Origin of the sequence: Pseudomonas sp. NPDC086581, from assembly GCF_044746165.1 — a bacterium.
Lineage (GTDB): Bacteria > Pseudomonadota > Gammaproteobacteria > Pseudomonadales > Pseudomonadaceae > Pseudomonas.
This window is the reverse complement of the sequence record NZ_JBIVBR010000020.1, coordinates 1-15308: the sequence shown is the minus strand read 5'-3', so window position 1 is coordinate 15308 and position 15308 is coordinate 1. Positions and strand designations below refer to the sequence as shown.

Sequence of the window (15308 nt, the reverse complement as noted above, 5' to 3'; positions counted from 1 at the left end):
AGGGTGATTGAAGTATAGGCAGCAGCCCCTGTGCCTCTGGACAAATATTGATCAGCCACGCGCGAGCCAGTGGTACTGCGGCATGCAGCGATCCATCCACAACCCACCCACAAGTTCCTGGCAGAACGCTGCACAGCCGATGTGGAAAACCCAGCACAGAATCCGCTGAAAGCCAGTCATGGCGCGACTTTCGCCATTTGATCAAAAAACGTACTGCAACGACTGGGGCGCGCCCCACGTGGCCTCCAGCGATCTGGGTACAGGTTGTCCACACCTTCTGCGGGATTCGCCCCACAGGCATTGTGGAAAGTTTCGTGCAGCCCGCGCGGCTGGGGAAAAGTAGCAGTGGATCAGTCGCTTGCCTGCTGCGCTGATCACTCTTTGAACAACCCCCTGGAAGCCTCGCAGGACATGCGGTTGGCGATGTTTTCCACAGGAGGCGCACAGGAGGGTCAACATAAACCGGGGATAGCGGTGGAAGGATCGTGCACAGAAAAATCGCCGCAATCGATACACAGGCTCGCAAGTGATTGAAAAGGCAAGCATGATCAGAAAATAGCCAGCTTTCCGCAAGCCACGCACCATCAGCTTCGCAGGCACCTCCCAACAGTTTTTCCACAGGTTGGACAAGCTTGCCTCCACAGCGGCTGTGGAGATCTTCACAACCCCTTTCATCACCCCTGAGAGCCAGGAATAGCGGGACTTCCATGAGAATTAGCGATGAAATGGCGCAGTTCACGGCAGTGTCACGCCGCAGGCATTTTCCACCAGGTTGTCCACAGCTTTATCACAAGGTTGCCCCCGGATTTTCGCCAAACGCTGAAACACAGCCGGCGCGGCCTTCAGCGGGGTGCGGGGCTATGCTGGATTTCCCCAGCAGAGGAGCCAGTCCCATGATCCTGACCACTACGCCCACCATCGAGGGCAAGACCATCCAGGAATACCGCGGCATCGTGGTCGGCGAGGCAATCCTCGGCGCGAACGTGTTCCGCGACCTGTTCGCCGGCCTGCGCGACATCATTGGCGGGCGTTCCGGTGCGTACGAGAAGGAACTGGGCAGGGCGCGGGAGATTGCCTTCGAGGAATTACAGGAGCGCGCCGAGGAGCTGGGCGCCAACGCCGTGGTCGGCATCGACCTGGATTACGAAGTGGTGGGCCAGAACGGCAGCATGCTGATGGTCAGCGTCAGCGGGACGGCGGTGCGCATCTAGCGGTGCTGAGCCTGTAGGAGCGAGCTTGCTCGCGAACCGAATTCCGCCTGCCCCCAAGGTGTGAAGCGAAGGGACGGATGTTCGCGAGCAAGCTCGCTCCTACACCAGGGCCACTGTGATCAAGTTTTGATCAGCAACCTGCAAGCCACGCCGCCCATGGCCTGCAAGCATTCATCCACAGGTTGGGGACAGGTTGCACGAGCAACCGTCCCCAGCCCCTGGGGACAACTTACGCGCCCATCACCCGCCGAATGTCGGCCGCCAGTTCCTCGACGCGGGCGATCTCGGTGTCCCACGAGCACATGAAGCGCGCGCCGCCGGCACCAATGAAGGTGTAGAAGCGCCAGCCCAGCTGGCGCAGGGCTTCCAGCGCGGGCTCGGACATCTGCAGGAACACGCCGTTGGCCTCCACCGGGAACATCAGCTGAACGCCCGGCACGTCGGCGACGCGCTCGGCCAGCAGTTGTGCACAGCGGTTGGCGTGGCTGGCGTAATGCATCCAGGCATCGTCCTGCAACACGCCGACCCAGGGCGCGGCGAGGAAGCGCATCTTCGAGGCGAGTTGGCCGGCCTGCTTGCAGCGGTAGTCGAAGCCTTCGGCCAGTTCACGGTTGAAGAACAGGATGGCCTCGCCCACCGCCATGCCGTTCTTGGTGCCGCCGAAGCAGAGCACTTCGACGCCTGCCTTCCAGGTCAGCTCGGCCGGGCTCGCACCCAGGAAGGCGCAGGCGTTGGAGAAGCGCGCGCCGTCCATGTGCAGGTGCAGGCCCAGTTCGCGGCAGGTGGCACTGAGCGCCTGCAACTCGTCCGGACGGTAGACGGTACCGACCTCGGTGGCCTGGGTGATGGTGACCACGCGGGCCTTCGGGTAGTGGATGTCCTGGCGCTTGAGGGCGATCTCGCGGATCGCCTCGGGGGTCAGCTTGCCCTGGGCATCGGTGCGCGCCAGCAGCAGCTTGGAGCCGTTGGAGAAGAACTCCGGCGCGCCACACTCGTCGGTCTCGACGTGGGCGGTCTCGGCGCAGATCACGCTGTGGTAGCTCTGGCACAGCGCCGCCAGGGCCAGGGAGTTGGCTGCGGTGCCGTTGAAGGCGAAGAAGACTTCGCAGTCGGTCTCGAACAGCTCGCGGAAGTAGTCGGAGGCGCGGGCGGTCCACTGATCGTCGCCGTAAGCGCGCTCGTGGCCGCGGTTGGCCTCGGCCATGGCCGTCCAGGCCTCGGGGCAGATACCGGAATAGTTGTCGCTGGCGAACTGTTGGGTGTTGTCGGTCATGGTGCGGCCTCGGAAAACGTTGTGCGTCAGGCAGCAGCGTAGCAACGGATAGTCGCCCGCCGCCGGAGGGCGCAGGCCTCCCGCTGACGGGAGGCCGCGGGAGGGATCAGGGTAGCTTGGTCAGAGCCATCTGCTCGGAGATCGGCACGAACAGCTCGCGCAGGGACTGGGCAGTGCCGCCGTTGGGCTTGTCCGGCGAGATCATGTTGAGCACGTAGCGGCCCTTGATCAGGCCGGTCAGGCTGGACTCGCCGGCCTTGTCGTCCGGGCCCGGCACGCTGATCGCCAGTGGGTCGCCCATGCGGGTGCTTTCGATCACCGGCAGGTACTGCTCGCCGCCGAACTGCGCGGCGGTGCCGTTCTGCAGCGCGGCCTGACGGGCCTGGTTGAGCAGCGAGACGTTCTTGGCGGTGGTATCGCGCAGCTTGGCCTGGGCGGCCAGGTACTGCTTGGCGGCCTCGCCCTGCTGGTCGGCGCCCGGCGCCGGCAGACCGGTGTCGGTGAGGGTCACGACCAGGCGCTGGCTGCCGTCGGCCTTGCCGTAGACGATGGTGGCGTCGTCGTAGCCGCACTCGCGGGACAGGTAGGGATAGCCGTAGACGGCCTTGGTCGGCGGCAGCGCCTTCTCCAGCACATGGCCGGTGCAGCTGTCGCCGGCCGGAGTGGCCTCGGCGGCAGCGCTGGCGGCTTCGGGCGCTTCGGCCTTGGCGGGTTTGCTGTCGTCACCACAGCCCTGCAGCGTCGCGGTGAGCAGCAGGGCGGAAAGCAGAGTCAGGGAACGGTTCATGGCGTCCTCGCATTTCGAAGAGGCGCAGTTTAGTCCCTTGGCCGGATGGTTCCTATCGGTAGCTTCATTGCGAAGGTTTGCAGACCCAGCGCCCCTGCCTGTCGTCGTAGCCGGCATCGATCACCGCCACTCCGGCGCCGCGCGCTTCCAGGCAGAAGGTCTTCATGAAGGTCGCCCGCTGGCCGTCCCCGGCACTGTCGTGCCCGCCGAGGGTGACGTTGTACAGACCAGGCTGCAGAGGCCGCGCGGGGGTTTTCTCGCGGAAACCGGGAATCGCCTGGCCGTAGGCGAAGCAGGTGTCGCTGCGTAGCGACACGCCCTGGGTGGGTTCGATGCTGGCCGACGCCCAGAACGGCTCGTAGGGCTCGCGCGCGACTTCGATGGAGTACACCGCCACCTGCCGCGCATCCACCTGCAGCGTGCGGTTGAAGAACAGGCCGGGCGACTTGAACGCCGCGCCGCCAAAGCACAGCGTCCGCCCCTGCACCCAGACCCGCGCGTCGCCGTCGAACAGACGCGACATGCCCGAGGCCGACAGCGTCTGCAGCAGCAGGGCAAGGCCCAGCGAACCCAATAGACAGAAGCGCTTCATTGGCAGAGCTCCGCAGGCCGCGCCGTCCTGGCGCGGGCATGTCGCATTCTGACCAGCCGTTGCGTGCAATTCCACGCACCCGGTCGCTTTCACGCCCATCGCGGCATGTCGCAAACGCACCTACCCGCGGCGTGCGCAGGCATCTGGTCCGACTGGGCCAGTCATACCATCGCTTCCAAGGGGGTGAGTTCGCCCCGCACCAGCCATGGCGCTCCACCGCGCCGCAGGGAGACAGCGATGTTCAGCAAGCAAGACCAGATCCAGGGCTATGACGACGAACTGCTCGCGGCGATGGATGCCGAGGAAGCGCGCCAGGAGGACCACCTCGAGCTGATCGCTTCGGAGAACTACACCAGCAAGCGCGTCATGCAGGCTCAGGGCAGCGGGCTGACCAACAAGTACGCCGAAGGCTATCCGGGCAAGCGATACTACGGTGGCTGCGAGCATGTGGATAAAGTCGAGCAGCTGGCCATCGATCGCGCCAAGCAGCTGTTCGGCGCCGACTACGCCAACGTCCAGCCGCACTCAGGCTCCTCGGCCAACTCCGCGGTGTACCTGGCGCTGATCAATGCCGGCGACACCATCCTGGGCATGAGCCTGGCCCACGGCGGCCACCTGACCCACGGCGCCAAGGTGTCGTCCTCGGGCAAGCTGTACAACGCCGTGCAGTATGGCCTGAACACCGACACCGGGCTGATCGACTACGACGAGGTCGAGCGCCTGGCCGTGGAACACAAGCCGAAGATGATCGTCGCCGGCTTCTCCGCCTACTCCAAGACCCTCGACTTCCCGCGCTTCCGCGCCATCGCCGACAAGGTCGGAGCGCTGCTGTTCGTCGACATGGCCCACGTCGCCGGCCTGGTTGCCGCTGGCCTGTACCCGAACCCGCTGCCCTACGCCGACGTGGTCACCACCACCACCCACAAGACCCTGCGCGGCCCGCGCGGCGGCCTGATCCTGGCGAAATCCAACGAAGAGATCGAGAAGAAGCTCAACTCGGCCGTCTTCCCCGGCGCCCAGGGCGGCCCGCTGATGCACGTGATCGCCGCCAAGGCGGTGTGCTTCAAGGAAGCGCTGGAGCCCGGCTTCAAGGACTACCAGGCCCAGGTGATCAGGAACGCCCAGGCCATGGCCAAGGTGTTCATCGAGCGCGGCTACGACGTGGTTTCCGGCGGCACTGACAACCACCTGATGCTGATCAGCCTGGTGAAGCAGGGCCTGACCGGCAAGGAAGCCGACGCCGCCCTCGGCCGCGTCGGTATCACGGTGAACAAGAATGCCGTGCCGAACGACCCGCAGAGCCCGTTCGTCACCTCCGGCATCCGCATCGGCACCCCGGCCGTCACCACCCGCGGGCTGAAGGAAGAACAGTGCCGCGAGCTGGCCGGCTGGATCAGCGACGTGCTCGACCACCTGGGCGACGCTGACGTGGAGGCCAAGGTGGCCACCCAGGTCGCCGGCCTGTGTGCGGACTTCCCGGTCTACCGTTGAGAAATTTCAGCCGTCTGTAGGAGCGAGCTTGCTCGCGATCCCGACAACTCATTCGCGAGCAAGCTCGCTCCTGCAAAGAGCAGCCACGGCGACAAGAACAATCAGGAGCACCCCATGCAACGCTACTCCGGCTTCGGCCTGTTCAAGCATTCCCTGAGCCACCACGAGAACTGGCAGCGCATGTGGCGCACGCCCACGCCCAAGCAGGTCTACGACGTAATCATCGTCGGCGGCGGCGGGCACGGCCTGGCCACGGCCTACTACCTGGCCAAGGAGCACGGCATTACCAATGTCGCGGTGGTCGAGAAGGGCTGGCTGGGCGGCGGCAACACCGCGCGCAACACCACCATCGTGCGCTCCAACTACCTGTGGGACGAGTCGGCGCTGCTCTACGAACACGCCATGAAGCTGTGGGAGGGCCTGTCCCAGGACCTCAACTACAACGTCATGTTCTCCCAGCGTGGGGTCTACAACCTCTGCCACACCCTGCAGGACATGCGCGACGGCGAACGCCGCGTCAGCGCCAACCGCCTCAACGGCGTGGACGGTGAACTGCTCAACGCCCAGCAGGTGGCCGAAGAGATTCCCTACCTGAACTGCACCAAAAGCGCCCGCTACCCGGTCATGGGTTCCACCGTCCAGCGTCGTGGTGGCGTGGCCCGTCACGATGCCGTGGCCTGGGGCTTCGCCCGCGCCGCCGACGCCCTGGGCGTGGACCTGATCCAGCAGACCGAAGTGATCGGCTTCCGCAAGCAGGACGGCGTGGTCATCGGCGTCGAAACCAACCGCGGCTTCATCGGCGCCAAGCGCGTCGGCGTGGTCACCGCCGGCAACTCCGGGCACATGGCCAAGCTCGCCGGCTTCCGCCTGCCGATCGAATCACACCCGCTGCAGGCGCTGGTTTCCGAGCCGCTGAAACCCATCATCGACAGCGTGATCATGTCCAACGCCGTGCACGGCTACATCAGCCAGTCGGACAAGGGCGACCTGGTCATCGGCGCCGGCATCGACGGCTACAACGGCTACGGCCAGCGCGGTTCCTACCCGGTGATCGAGCACACCCTGCAAGCCATCGTCGAGATGTTCCCAGTGCTCTCGCGCGTGCGCATGAACCGCCAGTGGGGCGGCATCGTCGACACCACCCCGGACGCCTGCCCGATCATCGGCAAGACCCCGGTGAAGAACCTGTTCTTCAACTGCGGCTGGGGCACCGGCGGCTTCAAGGCTACTCCCGGCTCGGGCAACGTTTTCGCCGCCACTCTCGCCAAGGGCGAGCCGCATCCGCTGGCCGCGCCCTTCTCCATCGAACGCTTCCACACCGGCGCGCTGATCGACGAACACGGCGCTGCTGCCGTCGCGCACTAAGAGGGCACACATCATGCTGAATATCTTCTGCCCCCATTGCGGCGAGCTGCGTTCCGAAGAGGAATTCCACGCCAAGGGCCAGGCGCACATCCCGCGCCCCCTCGACCCGTCCGCCTGCACCGACGCCGAGTGGGGCGAGTACATGTTCTTCCGCGATAACCCGCGCGGCATCCACCACGAGCTGTGGGTGCACGCCGCCGGCTGCCGCCAGTACTTCAACGTCACCCGCCACACCGTGACCTACGAAATCCTGGAAACCTACAAGATCGGCGAAAAACCGAGCATCACCGCCGAATCCGAGAAGAAATCCGCCGTACAGCCCGCCGTGGAGAAGGCCTAATGAGCCAGATCAATCGCCTGTCCCGTGGCGGTCGCATCGACCGCAACAAGCCGCTCACCTTCAGCTTCAACGGCCAGAGCTACCAGGGTTTCGCCGGTGACACCCTGGCCGCCGCGCTGCTGGCCAACGGCGTCGACATCCTCGGCCGCAGCTTCAAGTACTCGCGCCCGCGCGGCATCGTCGCCGCCGGCGCCGAAGAGCCCAACGCCATCCTGCAGATCGGCTCGCGCGAATCCACCCAGGTGCCCAACGTGCGCGCCACCCAGCAGGCCCTGTACAGCGGCCTGGTGGCGACCGCCACCAACGGCTGGCCGAACGTGCAGAACGACCTCATGGGGATCTTCGGCAAGGTCGGCGGCAAACTGATGCCGCCCGGCTTCTACTACAAGACCTTCATGTACCCGCAGTCCATGTGGCTGACCTACGAGAAGTACATCCGCAAGGCCGCAGGCCTGGGCCGTGCGCCCACCGAAGTGGACCCGGACAGCTACGACTGGATGAACCACCACGCCGACGTGCTGATCGTCGGCGCCGGCCCCGCCGGCCTCGCGGCCGCCCTGGCCGCCTCGCGCAGCGGTGCGCGGGTGATCCTCGCCGATGAACAGGAAGAGTTCGGCGGCAGCCTGCTCGAAACCCGCGAGACCCTCGACGGCAAGCCGGCCGAGGAGTGGGTGGCCAAGGCCATCGCCGAGCTGGAAGGCAACCCGGACGTGATCCTGCTGCCGCGCTCCACGGTCAACGGCTACCACGACCACAACTTCCTCACCATTCACGAGCGCCGCACTGACCATATCGGCGAAACCGCTCCGCTGGGCCAGGTGCGCATGCGCGTACACCGGGTCCGCGCCAACCGCGTGGTGCTCGCCGCCGGCGCCCACGAGCGCCCGCTGGTCTACGGCAACAACGACGTGCCGGGCAACATGCTCGCCGGCGCCGTCTCCACCTATGTACGCCGCTACGGCGTGGCACCGGGCAAGAAACTGGTGCTGTCCACCAACAATGACTACGCCTACCGCGTCGCCCTGGACTGGCAGGAAGCCGGTCTGCAGGTGGTCGCCATCGCCGACGCCCGCCCCAATCCGCGCGGCGAGTGGGTCGAGGAAGCGCGCAAGCGCGGTATGCGCGTCATCACCGGCAGCGCAGTGATCGAGGCACGCGGCAGCAAGCGCGTGACCGGTGCGAAGGTCGCCTCCATCGACACCTTCCGCCACAAGGTCAATGCGCCCGGTGAGTGGCTGGACTGCGACCTGGTCGCCAGCTCCGGCGGCTACAGCCCGGTGGTGCACCTGGCTTCGCACCTGGGCGGCAAGCCGGAATGGCGCGAGGACATCCTCGCCTTCGTTCCCGGCCTGGCCTTCCAGAAGCGCATCTGCGCCGGTGCGGTGAACGGCGTGTTCCGCCTCGCCGATGCCCTGGCCGACGGCTACCAGGCCGGCAGCCAGGCAGCTATCGACGGCGGATTCAAGGCCGTCGAAGGCGAGCTGCCGGTAGTTGCCGAGCGCGCCGAGGACGCCACCCTCGCGCTGTTCCAGGTGCCCCACGAGAAAACCACGGCGCGCGCGCCCAAGCAGTTCGTCGACACCCAGAACGACGTCACCGCCGCCGCCATCGAACTGGCCTGCCGCGAGGGCTTCGAGTCCATCGAGCACGTCAAGCGCTACACCGCGCTGGGCTTCGGCACCGACCAGGGCAAGCTGGGCAACATCAACGGCCTGGCCATCGCCGCCCGCGCCCAGGGCAAGAGCATCGCCGACACCGGCACCACCATGTTCCGCCCGAACTACACCCCGGTGACCTTCGGCGCCGTCGCCGGCCGTCACTGCGGCCACCTGTTCGAGCCCGTGCGCTTCACCGCCCTGCACGCCTGGCACGTGAAGAACGGCGCCGAGTTCGAGGACGTCGGCCAGTGGAAGCGCCCCTGGTACTTCCCCAAGCGTGGCGAAGACATGCACGCCGCCGTGGCCCGCGAGTGCCGCGCCGTGCGTGAGTCGGTCGGCCTGCTGGACGCCTCGACCCTGGGCAAGATCGACATCCAGGGCCCGGACGCCCGCGAGTTTCTCAACCGCGTCTACACCAACGCCTGGACCAAGCTGGACGTGGGCAAGGCCCGCTACGGCCTGATGTGCAAGGAAGACGGCATGGTCTTCGACGATGGCGTGACCGCCTGCCTGGCCGACAACCACTTCGTCATGACCACCACCACCGGCGGCGCCGCGCGCGTCATGGAGTGGCTGGAGCTGTACCACCAGACCGAATGGCCGGAGCTGAAGGTGTACTTCACCTCGGTCACCGACCACTGGGCCACCCTCACCCTGTCCGGCCCCAACAGCCGCAAGCTGCTGGCCGAGGTCACCGACATCGACCTGGACAAGGACGCCTTCCCCTTCATGACCTGGAAGGAAGGCAAGGTCGCCGGCGTACCGGCGCGGGTGTTCCGCATCTCCTTCACCGGCGAGCTGTCGTACGAGGTGAACATCCAGGCCAACTACGCCATGGGTGTGCTGGAGGCCATCGTCGCCGCCGGCGCCAAGTACAACCTGACGCCGTACGGCACCGAGACCATGCACGTCCTGCGCGCCGAGAAGGGCTTCATTATCGTCGGCCAGGACACCGACGCCTCGGTCACCCCGGACGACCTGAACATGGGCTGGGCGGTGGGTCGCACCAAGCCGTTCTCCTGGATCGGCTGGCGCGGCATGAACCGCGCCGACTGCCAGCGCGAAGACCGCAAGCAGCTGGTTGGCCTCAAGCCCACCAATCCGATGGACCTGCTGCCCGAGGGCGCGCAACTGCTGTTCACCCCGCAGCACAGCATCCCCGCGACCATGGTCGGCCACGTCACCTCCAGCTACATGAGCAGCAGCCTGGGCTACAGCTTTGCCCTGGCGGTGGTGAAGGGCGGCATCAAGCGCCTGGGCGAGAAGGTCTACGCCCCGCTGCCGGATGGTCGCGTGATCGAAGCGGAAATCTGCAGCTCGGTGTTCTACGACCCGAAAGGGGAACGGCAGAACGTGGATTGATTCGGAGCCGCCGGCTGCCCTCACCCTAACCCTCTCCCAGAGGGAGAGGGGACAGTTCGGAGCCGCCGGCGAGCACGACACTCACAGCACACTCAGCTCGGGCCCCTCTCCCTCCGGGAGAGGGCTGGGGTGAGGGGAAACAGGCGATAAGCGCCCCCAAGGTGAACAGAACATGAGCAAAGCCAATCTCTACGAACAGCGCCCCGCAGACGGCATCCAGGCCGAATCGCCCCTGCACCACGCCGAGCTGGACAAGCTCGCCGCACGCAAGGTGGCCAACGCCGGCGTGACCCTGCGCGAGAAGAAATTCCTCGGCCACCTGACCCTGCGTGGCGACGCCCACGACCCGGCATTCGCCGGCGGCGTGCACAAGGCCCTGGGCCTGGAGCTGCCGGTGGCCCTGGGCCTGGTGGCCAAGGGCGAGACCTCGCTGCAGTGGCTCGGCCCGGACGAGTGGCTGCTGATTGTCCCCGGCGGCGAGGAGTTCGCCGTTGAACAGCGCCTGCGCGAGGCGCTGGGCGAAGAGCTGCACTACTCGGTGATCAACGTCAGCGGCGGGCAGACTCTGCTGGAGCTCGAAGGTGCCAAGGTCCGCGAAGTGCTGATGAAGTCCACCGGGTACGACGTGCACCCGAGCAACTTCCCGGTGGGCAAGGCGGTGGGCACCAATTTCGCCAAGTCCCAGCTGGTGATCCGCCATACCGGCGAGCACACCTGGGAGCTGGTGGTGCGCCGCAGCTTCTCCGACTACTTCTGGCTGTGGCTGCAGGACGCCTGTGCGGAGTACGGCCTGCAGGTAGCGGCGTAAGAAATGCGCTTCCCCCTCTCCCTCCGGGAGAGGGCCGGGGTGAGGGAAGCCCCACTCCAACCTCTCCAGCGAGAGGAAAACTTCGGAGCCTGACCATGAGCCGCACCCCCGAAACCTGGATCCTCACCGCCGACAGCCCGAGCCTGCTGGGCACGGTGGACGTGGTCACGCGCTACCTGTTCGAACAGAGCTGCTACGTCACCGAGCACCACTCCTTCGACGACCGCCTGGCGCAGCGCTTCTTCATCCGCATCGAATTCCGCGCCGGCGACGGCTTCGACGAAGCCGCCTTCCGCGCCGGCCTCGCCGACCGCGTCTCGCCCTTCCAGATGAATGTCGAACTGACCCCGCCGGGCTACCGCAGCAAGGTGGTGATCATGGTATCCAAGGCCGACCACTGCCTGAACGACCTGCTCTACCGCCAGCGCATCGGCCAGCTGCCGATGGACGTGGTGGCGGTGGTCTCCAACCACCCGGACCTGGAACCGCTGGCGCGCTGGCACGGCATCCCCTACCACCACTTCGCCCTCGACCCCAACGACAAGGGCGCGCAGGAGGCGAAGGTCTGGCAGGTGATCGAGGAGACCGGCGCCGAGCTGGTGATTCTCGCCCGCTACATGCAGGTGCTGTCCCCCGAGCTGTGCCGCCGTCTGGACGGCTGGGCGATCAACATCCACCACTCGCTGCTGCCCGGTTTCAAGGGCGCCAAGCCCTATCACCAGGCCTACCAGAAGGGCGTGAAGCTGGTCGGCGCCACCGCCCACTACATCAACAACGACCTCGACGAGGGCCCGATCATCGCCCAGGGCGTCGAGCCCGTGGACCACTCCCACTACCCCGAGGACCTGATCGCCAAGGGCCGCGACGTGGAGTGCCTGACCCTGGCCAAGGCCGTCGGTTACCACATCGAGAAACGTGTGTTCCTGAACGCCAACCGGACGGTGGTGCTGTAACGACACCGACCCGGTAGGGCGCATAACGCCACGGGCGTTATCCGCCATGACACCCCAACGGCGGATGGATGGAGCTCATCCGCCCTACATGTCTGGAGCGGCCGGTGAAACCGGTGCCCAGCTGATGTACCGAACAACCCCCTCTCGCCTCAGGGAGAGGGTTGGGGAGAGGGTCCTGAGCCCGCTCCCAAGCACCGAGCAACACCGACAGACCGCCGGCTGCCAATTCCCGGCCCTGTCGCGCAACACACGACATCCCAGTGCAGAACCGCGAGCCGCAAGGCCCGCCTTTGTACCCACAAACACAATGAGGAATGCGTATGTCTGGCAATCGTGGTGTGGTTTATCTCGGCCCGGGCAAGGTCGAAGTACAGAACATCCCCTATCCGAAAATGCAGGACCCGCAAGGCAAGCAGATCGACCACGGGGTGATCCTGCGCGTCGTTTCCACCAACATCTGCGGCTCCGACCAGCACATGGTCCGTGGTCGTACCACAGCGCCCGAAGGCCTGGTGCTGGGCCACGAGATCACCGGCGAAGTGGTGGAGATCGGCCGTGGCGTGGAAACCATGAAGATCGGCGACCTGGTCTCGGTGCCGTTCAACGTCGCCTGTGGCCACTGCCGCACCTGCAAGGAGCAGCACACCGGCGTCTGCCTGACGGTCAACCCGGCTCGCGCCGGCGGCGCCTACGGCTACGTCGACATGGGCGGCTGGGTCGGCGGCCAGGCCGAGTACGTGATGGTCCCGTACGCTGACTTCAACCTGCTGCGCCTGCCCAACCGCGACGCGGCGATGGAGAAGATCCGCGACCTGACCTGCCTCTCCGACATTCTCCCCACCGGTTACCACGGCGCGGTGACTGCCGGCGTCGGTCCGGGCAGCACCGTCTACATCGCCGGTGCAGGTCCGGTCGGCCTCGCCGCCGCCGCTTCGGCCCGCCTGCTGGGCGCCGCCGTGGTGATCGTCGGTGACGTCAACCCGACCCGCCTGGCCCACGCCAAGGCCCAGGGCTTCGAGATCGCCGACCTGTCCAAGGACACCCCGCTGCACGAGCAGATCGCCGATCTGCTGGGCGAGCCGGAAGTGGACTGCGCGGTCGACGCGGTCGGCTTCGAGGCCCGCGGTCACGGTCATTCGGGCTCGCAGCACGAGGCTCCGGCCACCGTGCTGAACTCGCTGATGGGGGTGGTGCGGGTGGCCGGCAAGATCGGCATTCCTGGCCTCTACGTCACCGAGGACCCGGGCGCGGTGGACGCGGCCGCCAAGCAGGGCTCGCTGAGCATCCGCTTCGGCCTGGGCTGGGCCAAGTCGCACAGCTTCCACACCGGCCAGACCCCGGTGATGAAGTACAACCGCCAACTGATGCAGGCAATCATGTGGGACCGCATCAAGATCGCCGACGTCGTCGGGGTGGAAGTCATAACCCTGGACCAAGCGCCCAAAGGCTATGGCGAGTTCGACGCCGGCGTTCCGAAGAAATTCGTCATCGACCCGCACAACCTGTTCCGCGCCGCCTGACGGCGCACCCGCCCCCGGCCGCGGCTCCACTTCCGCGGCCGTCTCTCCAGGGGAGCCGCAAGGCTCCCTTTTTTTCTGCCCGCGCGGCATGGACCTGGAGGAGCGCGCCATGCGTGCGATCACGGGCATGGCGCGCTCCCCGGTGAAGTTCTGCGCGGGGGCGGCGCTCTTCCCCGCCCTGGCTGCGCGCTCCGCTCCGAAGTGAGGGGGGAAATCCAAGGCACGAACGATCAGGAGAAGGCACTTGCTGCTATATCGAGTTTCCCGGGAACGCCATTCGAGGAATGGGTATCACAGCGGGCTCACCTTATGAAGAGCAGGACGGCAAACGTCGCGGGAAACGGATAGCGCATCCGTTGACTTCGCTCAGCACGCGCAAGCCCCGGATTTCCTAGAGTGGCGGCCTTTTTCCCACTACCCGCTGCGCCGCCATGCTCCCCACGCCGTTTTCCCCCGAACTGCTCTGCCCCGCCGGCTCGCTGAAGAGCCTGCGCCACGCCTTTGCCTATGGCGCCGATGCCGTCTACGCCGGCCAACCACGCTATAGCCTGCGGGTGCGCAACAACGAATTCGACCACGCCAACCTCGCCACCGGCATCCACGAGGCCCACGCTCAGGGCAAGCGCCTATACGTGGTGGTCAATATCGCCCCGCACAACGCCAAGCTGAAGACCTTCCTGCAGGATGTCGAGTCGGTGATCGCCCTCGGCCCGGATGCGCTGATCATGTCCGATCCCGGCCTGATCATGCTGGTTCGCCAGCATTTCCCCGAGGTTGATATCCACCTCTCGGTGCAGGCCAATGCGGTGAACTGGGCCAGCGTGGAGTTCTGGCGCCAGCAGGGGCTCAAGCGGGTGATCCTGTCCCGCGAGCTGTCGCTGGAGGAAATCGGCGAGATTCGCGAGCGCGTGCCGGACATGGAACTGGAAGTCTTCGTCCATGGCGCGCTGTGCATGGCCTACTCCGGGCGCTGCCTGCTGTCGGGCTATATCAACCGCCGCGACCCTAACCAGGGGACCTGCACCAACGCCTGTCGCTGGGAATACCAGACCCACGCCGCCCATGAGGACGAGCTGGGCCACGCGGTGCGCGACGTCCAACCGACCCTGGGCATCGGCGCGCCGACGAAGGAAATCGTCCTGCTCGAAGAAGGCAACCGCCCCGGCGAGCTGATGGAGGCCTACGAAGACGAGCACGGCACCTACATCATGAACTCCAAGGACCTGCGAGCCATCCAGCACGTACAACGTTTGACGCAGATGGGCGTGCATTCGCTGAAGATCGAGGGTCGGACAAAGTCCCACTACTATGTCGCCCGTACCGCCCAGGCCTACCGCAAGGCCATCGACGACGCCGTCGCCGGGCGCGCCTTCGACCTCGGCCTGATGGACACCCTGGAGTCCCTCGCCCACCGCGGCTACACCGAGGGCTTCCTGCGCCGCCACGTGCACGACGAATACCAGAACTACCAGTACGGCCACTCGCTGTCCGAGCGCCAGCAATTCGTTGGAGAGTTCACCGGCGAACGGCGTAACGGCCTCGCCGAGGTGCGAGTGAAGAACCGCTTCGAGATGGGCGACAGCGTTGAGCTGATGACCCCGGCGGGCAACCGCACCTTCCGCCTGGATGCGCTGGAGAGCAACCGCGGCGAGTCCATCAGCGTTGCGCCCGGCGACGGGCATGTGGTCTACCTCCCGGTGCCCGAGGAGCTGGACCTGCAATACGCGCTGCTGATGCGCAACCTGAAGGGCGGCTCGACCCGCGATGCCCGGGAACCGGCGGCAGCCGGCGGTTGCGGGAGCGATTGCGGAAAGTGCGGGTGTGGCGGCTGAGTCCGCCTCCGACGGAAAGCTATCGCGGACGGAGTCCGCTTGTGTCTGCAAAGCTCGATAAGCTCGAAGGTGAGAGCGACGGGAGGCAAGCTGCAGGTCCGCGGTGTTGGTCGCAC

At 66.1% G+C, this 15308-nt stretch carries 12 protein-coding genes; 9 read left to right on the top strand and 3 right to left on the bottom strand.

All coding sequences use genetic code 11. The features are described 5' to 3' along the window. The first annotated feature begins 893 nt into the window (after positions 1-893). Positions 894-1211: a heavy metal-binding domain-containing protein gene (locus tag ACIPK7_RS28020; protein ID WP_138523208.1), complete on the top strand. Its 318-nt coding sequence runs from the start codon at positions 894-896 to the stop codon at positions 1209-1211. A 229-nt stretch (positions 1212-1440) separates the two neighbouring features. Here ACIPK7_RS28020 and ACIPK7_RS28015 read toward each other — a convergent pair whose 3' ends face one another. From ACIPK7_RS28015 to ACIPK7_RS28005, 3 genes are all read right to left on the bottom strand, one after another. Then, entirely contained in the window at positions 1441-2484 is a 1044-nt protein-coding gene (locus ACIPK7_RS28015; protein WP_401091541.1) for a low specificity L-threonine aldolase, read from the bottom strand. A gap of 106 nt (positions 2485-2590) precedes the next feature. Continuing rightward, a complete protein-coding gene (locus ACIPK7_RS28010) occupies positions 2591-3271 on the bottom strand; it encodes a hypothetical protein (protein ID WP_401091539.1) in 681 nt (226 codons plus the stop codon). A 64-nt stretch (positions 3272-3335) separates the two neighbouring features. After that, positions 3336-3863, bottom strand: a complete 528-nt coding sequence (locus ACIPK7_RS28005; protein ID WP_401091537.1) for a hypothetical protein — start codon at positions 3861-3863, stop codon at positions 3336-3338. 237 nt (positions 3864-4100) lie between these two features. On the opposite strand from ACIPK7_RS28005, the gene glyA reads away from it, so the two are divergent. From glyA to yegQ, 8 genes are all read left to right on the top strand, one after another. After that, positions 4101-5354 (top strand): serine hydroxymethyltransferase, encoded by a 1254-nt coding sequence (gene glyA, locus ACIPK7_RS28000; protein ID WP_184595105.1) that lies wholly within the window; start codon positions 4101-4103, stop codon positions 5352-5354. A gap of 114 nt (positions 5355-5468) precedes the next feature. Next, entirely contained in the window at positions 5469-6719 is a 1251-nt protein-coding gene (locus ACIPK7_RS27995) for a sarcosine oxidase subunit beta (protein WP_401091535.1), read from the top strand. Between the two features lie 13 nt (positions 6720-6732). Continuing rightward, entirely contained in the window at positions 6733-7059 is a 327-nt protein-coding gene (locus ACIPK7_RS27990; protein WP_138213629.1) for a sarcosine oxidase subunit delta, read from the top strand. Beyond that, a complete protein-coding gene (locus tag ACIPK7_RS27985) occupies positions 7059-10079 on the top strand; it encodes a sarcosine oxidase subunit alpha (protein WP_401091533.1) in 3021 nt (1006 codons plus the stop codon). Before ACIPK7_RS27990 ends, ACIPK7_RS27985 begins: the two co-directional genes overlap by 1 nt. 172 nt (positions 10080-10251) lie before the next feature. Then, entirely contained in the window at positions 10252-10887 is a 636-nt protein-coding gene (locus ACIPK7_RS27980; RefSeq protein ID WP_192435455.1) for a sarcosine oxidase subunit gamma, read from the top strand. Positions 10888-10982: 95 nt separating this feature from the next. Beyond that, on the top strand, positions 10983-11840 hold the full coding sequence (locus ACIPK7_RS27975) for a formyltetrahydrofolate deformylase (protein ID WP_081519116.1): 858 nt from the start codon (positions 10983-10985) through the stop codon (positions 11838-11840). 320 nt (positions 11841-12160) lie between these two features. Continuing rightward, positions 12161-13360, top strand: a complete 1200-nt coding sequence (fdhA, locus tag ACIPK7_RS27970) for a formaldehyde dehydrogenase, glutathione-independent (protein WP_192435456.1) — start codon at positions 12161-12163, stop codon at positions 13358-13360. Between the two features lie 431 nt (positions 13361-13791). Then, positions 13792-15192, top strand: coding sequence for a tRNA 5-hydroxyuridine modification protein YegQ (yegQ, locus tag ACIPK7_RS27965; RefSeq protein ID WP_401091530.1), 1401 nt, complete (start codon positions 13792-13794; stop codon positions 15190-15192). The last annotated feature ends 116 nt before the right edge of the window (positions 15193-15308 follow it).